The following is a 16,323-nucleotide window of genomic DNA, read 5'->3' as shown; positions in this document are numbered from 1 at the left end:
GTAAGTCTCTCGGGTCTGTCATTTCTCTGCCTCCGGTTCGGCGTCGAGACCGTGCTCGATGGCATAACGCGCCAACTCCACCCGGTTGTGCAGTTGGAGTTTGCGCAAAGTCGACTGGACGTGGTTTTCGACCGTGCGGTGGGAGATCACCAGGCGGTTCGCGATCTGCCGCGCGGTCAGCCCCTTGGCCACGAGCCGGAGCACCTCGGTCTCGCGGTCGGTCAGCTGGGGCTTCTCCTCGGAGTCGTCGGGCGCCGCGGCCATGCGCCGGTACTCGCCCAGGACCAGGCCCGCCAGACCCGCCGTGAAGACGGCGTCGCCGGCGGCGGTGCGGGAGACGGCCTCGACCAGTTCCTCCGACGACGCGGACTTCACCAGGTAACCCGAGGCGCCGGCCTTCACGGCCTGCAGCACGTCGTCGTGCTCGCCGGACGCGGACAGCACCAGCACGCGCGTGTCCGGCAGCTCGTTGGTGATCATCGCGGTGGCGTCGACCCCGGAGAGCTCGCCGAGGTTGAGGTCCATCAGGACCACGTTGGGCCGCACGGCCTTCGCGATCCGCACCGCCGAGGGCGCGTCGCCCGCGGTCGCCACGATCTCGAAACCGCGTTCCTGCAGATCGCGTGCCACGCCTTCGCGCCACATCGGGTGGTCGTCCACGACCATCACCGAGACCGTCATCTTGCCGCCCCCTTCCTGAACACCCGAACCTCCCACTCCGTGCCCTCCCCCGGCCCGGTCTGGAGCTCGAGCGTCCCGCCGAGCGACTCCACCCGGCCTTTGATCGACTTCTCGATGCCCATCCTGCCTTCCGCGGCAGCCGACGCGATCCTGCCTTCGGGGATGCCGGGACCGTCGTCACGGACACTCAACACGACTTCCTCCCCGAGGTCCTCCAGCAGCACCCACGCCCGTGCGTCGTCACCGGCGTGCTTGTCCACGTTGGACAGCGCCTCCCGCACCAGCGACGTCAGCTCGCCCGCCGCGCCCGCGGCGAACATCACCTGCGTCGCGGGCGTCGAGACCTGGATCCTGGGCGTCGCGAGGAGCTGCAGACCGGGCCGCAGGTCGACGTCGCCATCCACAGTGGAGTCGACGGGCGCGGCGGCCACCAGGTTCCGCAGCGCGACCTCCTGCTCGCCGGCCATCCTGGCCAGCTCGGCCGCCTCACCGCCGACCTCCAGACCGCGTTTGCGCACACGGGCGAGGACCTGCAGCACGCTGTCGTGGATCGAACGGGCGAGCCGTTCGCGTTCCGCCGTCGCCGCTTCCGCCCGCAGCGCCTGGGCGAGCAGCACCGCCGAACGCCGTGCCGTGGCCGACGCCATGCCGACGACCATGCCCGCGCCGCCGAGCAGAACGACGTCGCGCAGCAGGTCGAGGCTCGGCACGCCCTTGGACAGGTAGGTGGAGAGCCCGACCGCCAGCCCGCCCGCGAGTCCCGCGTAGGCGCCGCCGAGCGCCCCGAGCGCGACCGCCGGGACGCACGCCCAGATCGTCGTGATCAGCGGGACGTTCAGCGTCAGCAGCTGGTGGTCGGACATGATGAGCTGGGACAACGACATCAGCCCGCAGGTCAGCACCAGGTCGACCAGCACGACCGGCCACCGCCTGCCCCACGTCGTGCTGTAGGCGCGGCTGGTGAGCCCGGACCACAGCGCCATCGCCCCGAGCGTGACCCACGCGAGCCACGGCCGGACGTACCCGTCCTGGTTCGCGATGACGTTCGCCGCCGCGAACAGGAATGTGACTATGCGTAGCGCAATCACCCCGCGCCACAGGGGCGTGGCCGGGTCGTCGATCACCTTCGTCACACGTTCGGCAGGCTCTTCGCGCACGCTGTGCTCCTTTCGAGCACCATCCTGCCGCGTGAACGTGGCCTGGCTAACCCCCAGGTGGCCGTCTTCTGCCGAACGGAGGAATGTGCGACGCTCTCCGGGTTCAGGTGGGGAGGGCATACAGGTGCGCGACTGGCCGGTGTGGACACTGCGGCGGCCCGCGCTCTGCTACTGGATCCTGGTCGACGTGGCCGCCCTCGCGACCGTGACCTGGACGATCATCTCGACCGAGACGCCGTCACCCTCCGAAGTCGGCAGGTTCGTCGCCATCGCGGGCACCGCGGGCGCGGTGATCATCGGCAGCTCCATCTACAGCCACCGCCTGGGCGAGACCGAACGCAACCCGTGGGCGGCGCACCTCTCCTACCTGACCGCGGGAATCCTGGCCCTGCCGCCGAACCTGCTGGTGCTGCTCCTGTTCGGCCCGGCCCTGCACTGCCTGCTCGCGCAACGCCCCGAGACCCACCGCTGGCTCTTCACCCTCAGCGCCACCGCCCTCGCCGTCTTCGCCACCCGCTACCTGCTCGGCTGGTCGGACCCGGAAGCGAACCTGCTGCTCATGGTGGCCGGCGCCACCGTGCTGCTGGCCCTGCGCGCGGGCCTGATCGCGTTCGGCCTGAAGCTGCGCACCCCGTCAGCCACCTTCGAGGAGAACGTCGGCGAACCGATCGACGTCATCCTCGGCGTCGTCGCCGTGTCCATCGGCGGCCTGATGGGCTGCGTGGCCCAGACGAACGCCGTCCACGCCCTGATCGCCGGCCCGTCCCTGGCCCTGCTGGAACGAGCGGCGCAACTCCCGCAGTGGCGCCGCTCCGCCCAGCGCGACGCCAAGACCGGCCTCGCCAACGCCGTGCACTGGGACAGCCGCGCCCGCTACGAGCTGACCAAGGGAGCCGACCGCGAACGGACGATGGCCGTGATGCTCATGGACCTCGACCACTTCAAGCGCGTGAACGACGAGGTCGGCCACCTGGCGGGCGACGCCGCTCTGGCCGCGATCTCCCTGCTGCTGCGCAGCACCGTCCGCCGCGGCGACCTGGTCGGCCGCTTCGGCGGCGAGGAGTTCGTCGTGCTGCTGCCCGACGCCACCCCGGAGGAGGCGGAGTCGGTGGCCGAACGGGTGCGCAAGGCCGTGGCGGAGCTGACCGTGCCGACGATGGCCACCGACGGCAAACCGCACGAGCTCTGCGGGCTGACCGTGTCCATAGGGGTCGCGACCACCGGGCGGTTCGGGTACGAGCTGCCGGACCTGTTGGTGGCGGCGGACGCGGCGCTGTTGGCGGCGAAGGCGTACGGCCGCAACCTGGTGTCGATGGCCTAGTCGTTCAGGTGCTTCTCGATCTCACTAGCCATGTGCGCGTGCGCGAACCGGGCCTTCGCGAAGCCGTAGGAGAACACCGGCGCCGGCGACTCGAACGTGATGGCGACCTTGATCCGCACCCGCCCGTCCCCGGCGTCGGAGACCCGGACGTGGCTGTGCAGCGTCGTCCGCGGCTGTTGGTGCGCGACGGTGACCACCTCGTCCTCGCCCCGGACGAGCAGGTCCGCGCGGTAGGTGATCTTGAAGCCCAGCGGGCCGACGAGCTTGAGCCGTGACGTCACGGCGGTGCTGCGCAGGACGTCCGGTCCCGGTGGGACCGCCCTGGTCCCGATCGCGAGCGGGTGCATGGTCACCAGGCGGGGCACGTCGGCCATCAGCTCGACGGCCTCCGCGACCGTGCCCCTGCCGTTGATCGTGTAATCGAAGTTGCCGGTGCGCACGTGGTTCTAGAGCTCCTCGACGCGTGTGCTCTTGTCGTCCTTCGGTGCCGTGTCCTGAGGATTCAACACGTCCACCTTCTCCGGCTTCTGCACGGCGTCCGCGTCGGACACCAGCGACCGGATCCCGGAGTTCAGCACCGCCAGCAACGGCACCGCGAGCAGCGCCCCGGCGATACCGCCCGCCACCAACCCGATCGCGATGGCCAGCACCACGGCGAGCGGGTGCAGCTTCACCGCGCGGCCCAGCAGGAGCGGCTGGAGCACGTGCGACTCCAGCTGCATGACGCCGATCAGCACGGCCAGGACGATGAGGGCGGCGATCGGGCCGTTGGTCACCAACGCGATCAAGACCGCGATGGCGCCCGTGAACACCGCACCGATGATGGGGATGAACGCGCCGAGGAACACCAACGCCGACAGCGGCACCACCAGCGGCACGCCGATGATCGCCAAGCCGATGCCCACACCGACGGCGTCCACCACGGCGACCGCGGCCGTCGCGCGCACGTAAGAAACGAGAGAGCCGAAGCCGCGGCGGCCAGCCACGTCCACGCGCTGGCGCACGTCGCGAGGGATCACGCGGATCGTGAAGCGCCAGATGCCGTCGCCGTCGTGCAGGAAGAAGATGAGGGTGAACAGGGCCAGCAGCAGTCCGGTCAGCGCCTCGCCGACGGTCGCGGCGGTCGTCAGGGCACCGGACGTGATCTCGGCCTGGTTCTCCTTGATCGTCCTCACGATGTCGTTGAGGTAGTTCTGCAGCTGCTGGTCCGACAGGTGCGCCGGGCCGTCCTTCAGCCACCGCTGGATCGCGTCGAGCGAGTTGCCGACCTGCGACTGGAGCTCGGGCAGGCCGCGGGAGAACTCGCTGATCACGAACGTCAGCACGCCGCCGAGCACGCCGATGCCGAGGATCATCATCACGGTCACGGCCACACCGCGTGGCACGCGCCACTCGACCAGTTTCGAGACACCCGGCGACAGCAGCGCCGCCAGCAGCAGCGCGATCGCGACGGGGATCACGATCGAGGCGAGGTAGCCGAAGACGTACGCGACCACGTACAACGCGGCCACCACGACGACGAACCGCCAGCTCAGCGCGGCACTCACGCGCAACAGCCTCGGAACACGGCTGCTGATCTCCGACTCCGGTGTGCTCACGGACCTCACGGTAACTGTTCTGCCCCTCGCCAAGGTGGAAGCTGATTGGGGATGATCCGGTTTGTCAGGGGGAGGGACGACAGTGATCAAGCCGGAAGACTTGACCGAGGTGGAACGCCAGGTCGCCGGTGCCTACGCGGGCGGCACCGAGATCGACCTGACCGGGCAGAGCGTGCGCGGCGAGGTGCTCACCGGATTGCTGACCGGCATGTACCGGGTGCCGCGCAAGGGGTTGCCAGCCCTGCGACTTCGAAACGCCCGGATCACCGGCAAGTTCGAGCTGGAGGGCACCCGCGTCACGCGCGTCATCGACCTCACCCACTGCGCGTTCGAGGAGGCACCCGACCTCCGCATGGCCCGGCTCGTCGGGCTGCGGCTGCGCGGCACCCGCGTTCCCGGTCTGCAGGGTCGCAACCTGCGCGTCTACAGCGACCTCGTCCTCGAGGCCGGCTTCACCTGCACCGGTACGGTCGACCTCACCGACGCCGCCGTCGACGGCACGCTCCGGCTCGCGGGCGCGGTCCTCCGCTCCAACACCGATCACGCCCTCTTGGGCGCACGACTGAGGGTCAGCGGTTCCGTCCAGGCCATAGCGATGCGGGCCAGCGGGGAGGTCCGGCTCCGCGGCGCGTCCATCGGCGGCAGCGTCCACCTCGGTGGCGCGCGGCTGATGAACACCGGCAGGGACGCGCTGGAGGCGTCCGGGATCGTCGTGGCGGGCAACATCTTCTGCAACGCCGAGGGCGGCCGGTTCACCGTCGACGGACGGGTGCTGCTCGACGGCGCGCGCGTCGGCGGCAATCTCGAGTTCACCGGCGCACGGCTGCATTCCACCCATCGCGTCGAACACGTGCTCGTCCTGCCGCACGGACTGGCCGACGAGGCCGCGACGCTCGTGGCCGACCGCGTCCGGGTCGAGGGCAACGTCGAACTGGACGACGGCTTCACGAGCACCGGCACGGTCCGGCTGCCCAACGCGGTCATCGGCGGGTACCTGCGGATGTCCGGCGCGGTGATCGGGCCGCGCGACGTCGCCGAGGAGCTCGCCGGCGACATCAAGAACCGCATCCCCGTCGCACTGCACGCCGACGGCATGGAAGTGCGCGGCGACGTCGAGGCCCGCAGCGCGGTCAACGGCGCCGGCACCCGGTCGATGCCGTTGCAGACCTACGGCCAGGTCCGGCTGTCCAACGCGCACATCATGGGCAGCGCCAGCATGTCCGGCGTCTCGCTGCACGGTCCCGGCATCGACGTCCTGTTCGCCGACCGCCTCCGCGTCGGCGGCACGCTGTTCCTGCGCGAGCTGAAGGCCAAGGGTTCGGTCCGGCTCCAGAACGCCAACATCGGCTCCACGCTCGACATGTCCGGCGCCGAGCTGACGCTGCCCCGGCTGCGCGCCAACGGGACCCAGAAGCCGTCGCTCGACGCCCGCGCCATCACGATCGGCAAGGACCTCCTGTGCAGCCGCGGGTTCACCGCCGTCGGCGGCGTGCGGATCCGGCTGGGCGAGGTCGGCAAGATGGCGACGTTCAGCGACTCGCACCTCGGCTCGACGTCGGCGGACATCGCGTTGAACGCCTACGGCCTGACCGTGCACCAGTTCCGCCTGCACATCCCCGAGGGCCAGCAGCCCAAGGGCAAGGTCGTGCTCAGCCGGCTGAAGGCCGTCTCCGTCACCGACGGGCCCGGCCTGTGGGACGCGGAGGGCGGCGTCGCCGTCGACGACTTCGAGTTCGCCGGCATCACCGCTGACCCGGACGTGCCGGTCGAGACCCGGCTCAAGTGGCTGCTCAAGGTGCAGCCGGACTTCGCGCCGGGACCGTACGAGCAGCTCGCCGCCGTCTACCAGCAGGGCGGCGAGGAGGAGCTCGCGCAGAAGGTCCAGCTGGAGAAGCAACGCCGCCGCTACTCCGAGCTCGGCAGGGCCGGCCGGGTCTGGGGCCAGATCCAGCGGTGGACGGTCGGGTACGGCTACCGGCCGTGGCTCGCGATCTGCTGGCTCGGCGTGTTCTGGCTCGGCGGCGCGCTCTGGTTCAACTGGCACACGATGGTCAAGCTCAACTCCGACGAGGACCCGGTGTGGAACCCGTGGCTGCTCGCGCTCGACCTGCTGATCCCGATCATCGACTTCGGCCACGACGGGAAGTGGCAGTTCACGGGCGCTTCGCAGTGGATCTCGTCGACGCTGGTCGCGGTCGGCTGGGTGCTCGCCTCGACCGCCGCGGCGGGTGCGGCGCGGGTGCTGAAGCGGGTTTGATCGTCACACGATGTAGTTAATAGAGCGCTCAGAGCGTGCGTTCGCGGTGGCGGTGATGGCAGAGTCGCCGACGTCGACTTGATCAGTTGATCGTCGGCGAATCCCTTGAGCGCCACCGAGTAGCGAGGTTCCCGCGTTGTCCTCTGCCGATCTGCGAGCGAAGACGGGAGCGAACGGCATCCGCCGGTTCGCCACCCGAGCGCTGCTCGCTGTCGGTGGTGCGATCGCCGGGACGGCCGTTGCCTGGGCGCTGACCACGTCGTCGGCGCACGCAGCCGACGACGTGCAGCAGTTCGACGTCGTCACCAAGATCGTCTCGAAGACGGACGAGAAGCTGCCGGTCGTCGCTCCCGCTGCCACCGCAGTGCACAAGATCGACGAAACGTTGCGCACCGAGCACGAGAAGGCTCGCGCAGCCCTGCCGGAGGTGCAGGTCTCCGAAGCGGTCGAGAAGATCGCCGAACGACTCCTGCCCCAGGTCCCCGCGATCGTCACGCCGCAGGCTCCCGCCACCGAGCGGGCCCTGGACGTCACGTTCCCGGAGATCCCGGCACCCGCCACCGAGACCGGCCAGACGCCGGTCACGACGGTGGTGGTTCCGCAGGTCACCGGCTCCTCCGGTGCCTCGTGGACCGACCTGGTGGAGCACAACGACTTCGCCGTGCCCTCCCAGCAGGTCCCGTCCCAGCCAGTCAACCCGTTCCCGAAGCTGCCCGCCCCGGCCCCCGCGCCGGTGCAGTGCACTTCGTGCTCCGACGGTTCTGGTTCTGCGAAGGGCAGCACGTTCGCTGCTCTCGCTGCGTCCGGCAACGCTCTCGGCACCTCGGTGACGCGCGCCCTCGCGCCGTCCACCGACGAGGTGACCGTGACGCCGGGCAAGCAGCCCGGTATCAACCCCGACTGATTTCAGCGCGCGGTCCGCGGCAGCCGTCTCCCCTGGCTGTCCGGAAGTCGACCGTCGCGCTTTTTTGTTGCGCTCCTTTCGGTCGATCACCGCGTGCGACTCCCCCGGTGATGACGCGCCCATTCCCCAAGCGCGTCCGGCCCCACCCCCGTGAACCCCCGTCGTAGAGACGGGACATCTGGAAAAAGGAGATCCAATGCAGACCTGGGCAAAGCGCGGACTTCAGACCGCGTTTGTCACCGGTGGTTTGCTGATGCTCGGTACGGGCATCGCTTCTGCTCAGGAGAACGTCGACCCCGACGCCACCCCGTCGCCCGTCGACATCGCGGTGTCGGTCCCCGTCAAGGCGGACCAGAACAAGCTCGCCACCCCGTTGCGGGAAGTCACCGTTCCCAACGTGGACCGGACGATCAGCACGGACCGCGTCACCGACGTGGTGCCCACCCGCACGGCGTCGCCCGTCGCGAACCCGCTGATCCGCCAGGCCGGCCAGAACCTGCAGGGCACCGCACTGCAGAACGTGGTGCGCGGCAACAGGATCCAGGGCCACCTGGACGTGCCGATCAACATCTGCGGCAACGCGATCGCGGTCCTCGCCAACTCCGAGGCGACTGCCGACTGCTCGCAGAGCACCCACCGCGACGGCACGATCGTCACGGACGGCGCCAACCAGGCCCTCGCCGGCAACGTCGTCGCCGTCGACCACGTGCTCCCGGTCCAGATCACCGGCAACGGCATCGCCGCCGGCGGCAACGCGACCACCAACACCAAGGCCGAGCAGGTCTCCACGACCGGCGGCGACATCACCACCAACGGTGACAGGGGTGCCGTCTCCGGCAACGTCGTCGCCGAGCGCGGCGCGACCCCGGTCCAGATCACCGGCAACGGCATCGGTGCCGTTGGCATCGCCGACGTCAACTCGACCGCCAACACGTTCGCCTCCTCCGAGGGCGACCTCACCACGAGCGGCGACAACAGCTCGATCTCCGGCAACACCGTGCCGGTCCCGCTCGCCCCGCTGTTCGAGGTGAACGGCAACTCGGTCGCCGGTGCCGGCAACGCCACCACCGACTCGGTGCAGACCGGTGCCGCCTACGCCGGTGGCAAGACGCTCACCAGCGGCGACCCGGCCACCCTGGCCGGCAACGTCGTCTCGCCCGCTCTCGCCGGCCCGATCACGGTCGACGACAACGCGGCCGCCGCGGGTGGCAACGCCACCGCGATCAGCGACACGAAGAACGAGTCGATCGCCGGCGGCGAGACCTTCACCAACGGTGACGGCTCCACGGCTTCCGGCAACGTCGCGGGCGCGCCGATCTCCCTGCCCGTCGCCGCCGGCGGCAACGGCGGGTCGATCGTGGGCAACGCCCTGACCGACCACTCCAACGAGGCGACGTCGACGGCGGGCGGCACCGTCTTCACCATCGGCGACAACTCGGTGCTGTCGGGCAACATCGCCGACGTGCCCCCGGCCACCGCCGTGGACGTGTGCGGCAACGGCGCCTCGCTCGCCGGCCAGTCCGTGGGCACCTGCGAGAACGACGTCAAGTCGACGACCAGCGGCTACCAGGGCACGCTCGGCAACGACTCCGTCGTCGGCGGCAACATCGTGTCGACCCCGTTCGCCACGCCCGCCGAGGTCTACGGCCTCGCCGCCACCCTCGGTGGCCAGGCGACCGGTTCCGCCGACGAGGTCAAGGCGGTCCGCTCCAGCGGCACCCCGAACAGCCACGACGACAACGGCACGGTCTCCAGCAACATCGTGACCGCCCCCACCGCCGCCGCGCCGCAGGTCTTCGCGGTCACGGCCGGCCTGGTGGGCAACACCGCGTCGGACTCGGCGAACGACACCACGGTCACCGCGGGCGACGCCCCGCACGCGTCCGGCAAGAAGGGCTCGGTCGCCGGCAACATCGTCCAGGTCCCGACCTCGACGCCGGCCCAGGTCTTCGCCGACGGCGTCACCCTGGTGGGCAACAACGCCACCACCGGTGACAACGCCACCGACATGAAGGCCGGCGGCGACGCCATCACCACCGGCGAGCAGGGCTCCATCGCGGGCAACGCGATCTCGGCCCCGGTCGCCACCGGCACGCAGGTGCTCGGCTGGTCGGTCGGCGGCGGCAGCAACGTCGACTCCGTGGCCACCAACGACCTCTCGTCGGTCGCGGGCGGCGACGTCAACAGCAACGGTGACGGCGGCGCCGTCTCCGGCAACCTGATCGGCGCGCAGCCGGCGGTGCTCCCGGCCGTTCCGGGCAACACCGTCTCCGCGGCGGGCATCACCACCTCCGACGTGGTGAGCGACACCAACGTCGTCTCCGGTGGCGACAGCTACTCGAAGGCCCACGACGCCTCCGTCTCGGGCAACCTGCTCCACGTCCCCGCCAACGCCGTCGCCGGCGTGTTCGCGGACGCGGTCGCGGTGGCGGGCAACGCCACGACGACCACCGACAAGGTGTCCAACACCGAGGCCGGTGGCGAGATGCTGACGGAGGGCAGCGGACCGCTGACCGCCCGTGAGATGACCGTCCCCGTCGAGGCGGCCGCCAAGCTCGCGCGCATCCCCGTCGAGGTCGTCGGCCAGGCGACCACGATCGGCTCGGACGCCGACACGCAGATCACCGGCGAGGACGAGGGCACCCTGCGTGCCACGCAGCTCAAGGGCATCCAGCTGCCCAAGGGCGTCGACAGCCTGATGAAGGCCGACGAGGTCCCGGCGTTCCACGGCATCGGCCAGCTGCCGTTCGGCAAGCTGCCGGTCAACACCCTCCCGAGCCCGTCCGGCCTGACCGCGCTCGCGGGTCAGCTGCCCATGGGCCAGCTGCCCACCCCGGCTCTGCCCGGTGTGGCGCAGGAGCGCTCGTCCCTGCCGCTGAACGGCGGCTCGGCCGGCATCACGCCGAACGTCCAGGGCCTGCCCCTGGGCCAGGTGCTCGACGCCGCGAAGCGCCTGGTCCCGGTGGGTGCCACCGGCCGTTCGCTGCCGTCGGTCCCGTCGCTCCCCGTCGCCGCTCCGGCCCTGCCGGTGCAGCTGCCCGGCCTGCCCACCGAGCGCTCGCTGCCGGGCCTGCCGGTCGACGGCCCCGCGTCGCTCTCCGGCCTGAACCTCAACCCGACCCAGGGCCTGGTTCCGGCGCAGGAGCGCGCGCTGCCGCAGCTGCCGTTCGCCGCTCCGGCGATGACCCTGATCGACCCGGCTCACCTGTTCGACACCGTGACCGGCCAGCTGTAACACACCCCGCAGTGCGCAACACCCTCCTCCGGTAACAAGCAGAGCCCCGGCGACACGACGGTGTCGCCGGGGCTCTGTGCTGTCCGGGGTGCGTCAGCCGGTGACGCGCTTGCTGAGCAGGATCCCGCGCGGCCCGAACCCCGCCCGCGAGTAGAACGCGTGCGCCTTGTCGTTGGGCGCGAAGATGTTCGCGAAGACGAGCTCAACCCCGTGAGCGGCGGCGAGGCGTTCGGCCTCCGCCACCAGAGCCGCGCCGACTCCGCGTCCCCGGTGGCCGTCCAGCACCACGGTGTGCACGTCGGCCGTGCGCCGCGGCGCCAGGATCTGGTGGTCCGGCGGGTCGTGCGGGATCAGCACCACCTCGGTCATGCCGACCACCTCGCCGTCGAGCTCGGCGACCGAGATCAGCGCGTGCCCGACGACGTCCTCGAAGTACCGGCGCACCGCCCGCACGTCCGGGACCCGGAAGAGCCCGGGGTCGAGCTCGACGTGCCGCTCGGCGTTGGCGAGGCGCAGCTCCACCAGTGCGGGCACGTCCCTGCGCTCGGCAGGCCTGATCACCATGAGCCCATTCTCAGGCAGGCGGCGTGAAGAAGTTGACCAGGTTGCCGTCGGGGTCGCGGAACAGCAGCGAACGGTTCCCCCACGGCATGGTGGTCGGCTTCTGCACGATCTCGGCATCCGTGAGCCGTTCGAACTCGGCGTCGACGTCGTCCACGCGGAACTCGATGATCGCGGTCCGGTTCGACTCGGGCACGGCCGCGCCGGCGCTGAACAACGTCATCGTCTCCGCGCTGCCGATGGCCAACGTGCACGAGCCGCCCAAAAGCTCGGCGAACTGCTCCGCGCGCCACCGCACCTCGAGACCGGTCGCCCGTCCGTAGAACTCGGCGAGGCGGGCGACGTCGTGGGTGATGACGCGGACTGAAACGAACTGCACAGCGGGTCCTTTCCTCGGGAACACCGCCACGCTAGAAGCGATACTGGACAGGATCCGCCCGGTATCAGCAGGATCTTCCCGTGACCCGTCCGATCGCCCGCGTCCTGGCCCTGCTGGAGATCCTCCAGGGCGGAGGCACGCACACCGTCGCGGACCTGGCCGAACGCCTGGACGTCGACGACCGCACGGTGCGCCGTTACGTGGAACGCCTGCTCGACCTGGACATCCCGGTCCGCTCGACCCGCGGCCGCTACGGCGGCTACCGCCTGGCGCCCGGCTACCGGATGCCCCCGCTGATGCTCAGCGACGAGGAAGCGCTCGCCGTCCTGCTGGGCCTGGTCACCGGCCGCCGTTCCGGCCAGATCACCACCTCGGTCGCCGCCGTGGAGAGCGCGATCGCGAAGGTCCGCCGAGTCCTGCCCACCACGCTGAGCCCCAGGCTGGACGCGCTCCTGGAGGTCACCGACTTCACCGCTCCGGCGAAACCCGCCCTCCCCGCCGACGCTGACGTCCTGCTGACCGTCGCTCTCGCCACACGCGACCGCCACCCGATCGCACTCGCCTACCTCGCAGGTCACGGCGGTGCCAGCGACCGGGTCGTCCACCCGTACGGAGTCGTGGCGCACTCCGGCCGCTGGTACCTGACCGGCCACGACTCGGTCAGCGGCGAGGTCCGCACGTTCCGCGTCGACCGCATCACCGCCGCGGCACCGCGCGCCGGAACGTTCGACGTCCCGGCCGGCTTCGACCCCGGCCGACAGGTGCTGGCGTCGATCGCCGGCGCCCCGCACCGGCACGAGGTGTCCGTGCGCATCCGGTCGACTGCCGGTGAGATCCGCGCCGTCTTCCCGTCGGCCATCGCCTCGCTGGAGGAGGACGGACCGTGGACGCGGGTGCGGATCCGGGCCGAGAACCTCGACTGGATCCCGCCGCTGCTGGCGCGGCTCGACCGGCCGTTCGTCGTGGAGCAGCCCGACGAGCTGCGCGACCTGATCCGGGCGCTGGCGGAGCGGTTGATCGCTAACACGAACCGCGAGCGATGAGCGTCGGCTCGAACACGACCTCGACCGGGTCCGCCGGCTCCGCCACGACGATCTCCGCCGCCCTGCGCCCCATCTCGTACGACGGCTGGGCGACCACGCTGATCCCCAGCGCCCCGGCCCACGGGAAGTCGTCCATGGTCAGGAAACCGACATCGTCGGGCATCGTGAGGCCACGCGCTGTCAGTGCCGTGTGGACGGCCACGGTGAGACGGCCGGTCGTGCACACGACTGTGTCGTTGCGCCGCAACAACGAGCCGACTGCCTCGTCGACCTCGTCGTCGTTTGCCACCAGGACTTCGTCGGGCGCCCGCAGACCGTGCCCGGCCAGACCCAGCCGCAGCCCTTCGCCGCGTTTGACCTGCGTCGGACGGTCTCGGCCGCTCACGATTCCCACGCGCGACCGGCCCCGTTCCGCGAGATGTGCGGCCATCAGCCAGCCCGCCGCCACGTCGTCGAGGCTGATCGAGTGCAGGCCCGGTGCCGTGCGCGCGATGACGACGCACGGCGTGCCGTTGGACGCCATCCGCCGGGCGTGGTCGTCGGCGGTCTCGTCGGTGGTGATGACCAGGCCGCGGACCCGTTGCTGGTCCATCGCCCGCACCTGGGCGGCCTCGCGGGCGGGGTCGCGGTCGGTGTTGGCGAGCATGACCGGGCTGTCGGCGGCCGCGGCCACCTCGTCGATCCCGCGGATGAGGTCCAGGTAGAACGGGCTGCTCAGGTCGCGGACGACCACGCCGATCGTGCTGGAGCGCCCGGCGAAGATGCTCCTGGTCAGCGCGTTCGGGCTGTAGCCGAGGGTCTCGGTCGCCTCCCGGACCTTCGCGGCGGTCGACTCGGCGACGAGTCCGCCGTTGAGCACGCGGGAGACCGTCGCCGTGGACACCCCTGCGCGCGCTGCGACGTCACCGATCGTGACTCGCTTCATGCGCGACCCGCCTGCCTTCCCGGACGACCACCTTGCCGCCGATCATGACGGTCCGGACATTCTCCAGCGCCGCCGGGGACGTCACCACCAGGTCGGCGACCGCGCCCGGCACGACCCGGCCGCGCCGCGGTGCCAGTCCCGGGAAGACGTCGGCGACCGCCGAGGTGGCCATCGCGACCGCCTCGCCAAGGCCGACGACACCCGCCCTGGTGGCGCGGTCGATCGCCAGCAGGATCGGGTCGTGGCGGCCCGCCGCGTAGTCGGTCGAGATGGTGTCGACCAGCCCCGCCTCGAACAGGGCGTACAGCAGGTCCGTCAGGTGCGGTCGTTCGCCGCCGAAGGTGTCCAGGACGGACACGTCGACCACCACCCCCTTCTCCTTCAACGACTCCGCGTGGCGCACGGCCTCGCGCGTCGTGAAGCTGGGGTGGTTGGAGTGCCCCGCGACCAGCCGCACGTCCGTGCCCGCGATGGCGGCGACCTGGGTCATCGACGCGGCCGCGTTGTGCACGAGCACCGGAACGCCCAGGTCGCGGCCCAGTTCGGCCGCTTCCGCCAGGCCGCGCAGTGCGACGTCGAACGCGGGCAGGACCACCCGCGACACGATCTCGCGGGCGTCCTCGACCGACAGCTTCCCGGCCAGTCCCGCGCCGGCCAGCGCCTCCTCCACCGCGTCGCGGTCGAACGCGGACGTGCTGATGTGCCTGCCCAGCACCGCGACCTTCAGGTCGTTCGCCTGCACCGCCGACACCGTCACGCCCGTGCGCCGCGCGATCTGCTCGGGGATGTACAGGTAGCTGGCTCCGCCACCGCCGAGCGTGTGACCTGCGCCGATCTCGCCGAGTGCGACCGCGCCCTCAGCCACGGCCCGGCGGGCGGTGAACGCCCTGTGCTCGTCGGTGAGCCCGCCGCCGTCGGCGATGGCCGCCGCCTCCAGGCACGCGGGCGTGTTGCAGGAGGCCGCTTTCACGGTGATCGGATGAGCCTCGTCGGTCCTCGCCGCCGCTTCCGCCGTGATGAACCCGTCGACGCAGAGCAGCGTCGTCGTCCCCTCCAGCAGGTGGCGGTCGAGGTTCGCGTCGACCTGCGCGACGGGCAGCGGCTCGTGACCGCTGGGGAACAACGGGCCGTACGCCGTTCCGTGCGTGTGGTTGTTGATCAGGCCGGGGATCACCAGCAACCCGGAGGCGTCGACGACCTCCGCCGACGGGTACTCGCCGTTGCCCGGCTCCACGACCTCCCTGATCGTGCCGCCCTCGACGACCACGTCGACCCCGCGCCGCGGGTCGCCACCCAGGCCGTCCACCAGGTCGCCGCCCCGCACGACGGTCGTCATCGCCGCTCCTCGAACCGCTCGAAGCGGAACGCCGCCAGCGCGTCGTCCCGGTCCTCGCCGAGCACCTCGTCCGCGACGAGCCCACCCGCGTGCAGGCACAAGGTCACCCCGCTGTGCGAGACGGCGAAGAAGTGGTTGCGCACGTCCCGAGCCCGCCCGAGCACCGGCAGGCCGTCGGCGGGAATCGGCCGCTCGCCGGTGCGCACGCTCTCGACGCTCGCGGCCCGGATGCCGGGGTAGACCGACGCGGCGTCCCGCAGCAGCTTCTCGACCTGGCCGTCTCGGTCGATCTCGCTGGAGTGCAGCAGGATCCGACCGTCACCCTCGGGCCGTAGGTGGACCTCCGGCGCGTGCACCACCCGTGCCAACGGCACCGCGACCGGCGAGGTGTAGACGAGCACGCAGGGCAGGTTGCGCATCGGCAACGCCAGCCCGGCCATCGCCGCCACCTCCGCCGCCCTCGGCCCGGCGCAGTTCACGACGGCGTCTGCCGCGAGCTCCAGTCCGGACGCCAGCCGCACGCTCCGCACCAGGTCACTGCGGAGGTCGAACCCCGTCACCACGTCGCCGGCCACCACCTCGACGTCCTTCGCCAGCAGGTGGGCGATCAACCGGGTCGGCTCGACCCACCCCTCGTCGGGGAAGTACGCGATCCCGCCATCCGGCAACCGCTCCGGGGCGATGCCCGGCTCCAGCGCCGAAGCCTCGGCGCGGGTCAGCAGTTCGGCGCGGTAACCGAGGCCGTTGAGCGAGTCGACCTTCGCCCGCAACGCCTCCTCGTCGCCCCACTCGATGCCGCCGCCACCGTGGTACCAGTCGCCGAGCGGAACCTCCGCCGCCAGCCGCCGGTGCGCGGCCATCCCCGCGACGTTGAGCTCGTGGTAGACCAGCGGCTGCTTGTTCCGCGAGTTGACCCACGAGAACGA

14 protein-coding genes are annotated in these 16,323 nt (G+C 71.1%); 5 read left to right on the top strand and 9 right to left on the bottom strand.

Annotated elements, in window-relative coordinates; genetic code table 11:
• Positions 1-18: 18 nt before the first annotated feature.
• Together VF330_RS34725 and macS are read right to left on the bottom strand one after the other, a co-directional pair.
• A complete protein-coding gene (locus VF330_RS34725) occupies positions 19-681 on the bottom strand; it encodes a response regulator transcription factor (RefSeq protein WP_330855964.1) in 663 nt (220 codons plus the stop codon).
• Entirely contained in the window at positions 678-1,838 is a 1,161-nt protein-coding gene (gene macS / locus VF330_RS34720; protein ID WP_330855963.1) for a MacS family sensor histidine kinase, read from the bottom strand. The genes VF330_RS34725 and macS overlap by 4 nt, the downstream gene beginning before the upstream one ends.
• A 124-nt stretch (positions 1,839-1,962) precedes the next feature.
• Between macS and VF330_RS34715 the strand changes: the two genes are divergently transcribed.
• Positions 1,963-3,159 (top strand): diguanylate cyclase, encoded by a 1,197-nt coding sequence (locus VF330_RS34715; protein ID WP_330855962.1) that lies wholly within the window; start codon positions 1,963-1,965, stop codon positions 3,157-3,159.
• On the opposite strand, the gene VF330_RS34710 is transcribed toward VF330_RS34715, so the two are convergent.
• Together VF330_RS34710 and VF330_RS34705 are read right to left on the bottom strand one after the other, a co-directional pair.
• A complete protein-coding gene (locus tag VF330_RS34710) occupies positions 3,156-3,599 on the bottom strand; it encodes an SRPBCC family protein (RefSeq protein WP_330855961.1) in 444 nt (147 codons plus the stop codon). The genes VF330_RS34715 and VF330_RS34710 overlap by 4 nt on opposite strands.
• Positions 3,600-3,605: 6 nt before the next feature.
• Entirely contained in the window at positions 3,606-4,757 is a 1,152-nt protein-coding gene (locus VF330_RS34705) for an AI-2E family transporter (protein ID WP_330855960.1), read from the bottom strand.
• An 82-nt stretch (positions 4,758-4,839) separates the two neighbouring features.
• On the opposite strand from VF330_RS34705, the gene VF330_RS34700 reads away from it, so the two are divergent.
• From VF330_RS34700 to VF330_RS34690, 3 genes are all read left to right on the top strand, one after another.
• Positions 4,840-7,014 carry a hypothetical protein gene (locus tag VF330_RS34700; protein WP_330855959.1) on the top strand — a complete coding sequence of 725 codons (2,175 nt, stop codon included), beginning with the start codon at positions 4,840-4,842 and terminating at the stop codon, positions 7,012-7,014.
• Between the two features lie 136 nt (positions 7,015-7,150).
• Positions 7,151-7,918, top strand: a complete 768-nt coding sequence (locus tag VF330_RS34695; protein ID WP_330855958.1) for a hypothetical protein — start codon at positions 7,151-7,153, stop codon at positions 7,916-7,918.
• Positions 7,919-8,114: 196 nt separating this feature from the next.
• Positions 8,115-11,153, top strand: a complete 3,039-nt coding sequence (locus VF330_RS34690) for a beta strand repeat-containing protein (RefSeq protein ID WP_330855957.1) — start codon at positions 8,115-8,117, stop codon at positions 11,151-11,153.
• 93 nt (positions 11,154-11,246) lie between these two features.
• On the opposite strand, the gene VF330_RS34685 is transcribed toward VF330_RS34690, so the two are convergent.
• A complete protein-coding gene (locus tag VF330_RS34685) occupies positions 11,247-11,717 on the bottom strand; it encodes a GNAT family N-acetyltransferase (protein WP_330855956.1) in 471 nt (156 codons plus the stop codon).
• 10 nt (positions 11,718-11,727) lie between these two features.
• Positions 11,728-12,093, bottom strand: coding sequence for a VOC family protein (locus VF330_RS34680; protein WP_330855955.1), 366 nt, complete (start codon positions 12,091-12,093; stop codon positions 11,728-11,730).
• Positions 12,094-12,173: 80 nt separating this feature from the next.
• Here VF330_RS34680 and VF330_RS34675 point away from each other — a divergent pair, with 80 nt between their 5' ends.
• Entirely contained in the window at positions 12,174-13,136 is a 963-nt protein-coding gene (locus VF330_RS34675; RefSeq protein ID WP_330855954.1) for a YafY family protein, read from the top strand.
• Here the strand turns inward: VF330_RS34675 and VF330_RS34670 are convergent.
• The 3 genes from VF330_RS34670 to VF330_RS34660 all read right to left on the bottom strand — a co-directional run.
• Entirely contained in the window at positions 13,114-14,061 is a 948-nt protein-coding gene (locus VF330_RS34670) for a LacI family DNA-binding transcriptional regulator (protein WP_330855953.1), read from the bottom strand. The two genes, VF330_RS34675 and VF330_RS34670, sit on opposite strands and share 23 nt — an antisense overlap.
• Positions 14,039-15,397, bottom strand: a complete 1,359-nt coding sequence (locus tag VF330_RS34665) for an amidohydrolase family protein (protein ID WP_330855952.1) — start codon at positions 15,395-15,397, stop codon at positions 14,039-14,041. Before VF330_RS34665 ends, VF330_RS34670 begins: the two co-directional genes overlap by 23 nt.
• A partial coding sequence (locus VF330_RS34660; RefSeq protein ID WP_330855951.1) for an FAD-binding oxidoreductase occupies positions 15,394-16,323 on the bottom strand: 930 nt, incomplete at its 5' end. The genes VF330_RS34660 and VF330_RS34665, both read right to left, overlap by 4 nt.

It is taken from the genome of Lentzea sp., assembly GCF_036380075.1.
Classification (GTDB): Bacteria; Actinomycetota; Actinomycetes; order Mycobacteriales; family Pseudonocardiaceae; genus Lentzea.
Note: the sequence above shows the minus strand (reverse complement) of the source record. Positions and strands in the feature narration are given on the sequence as shown.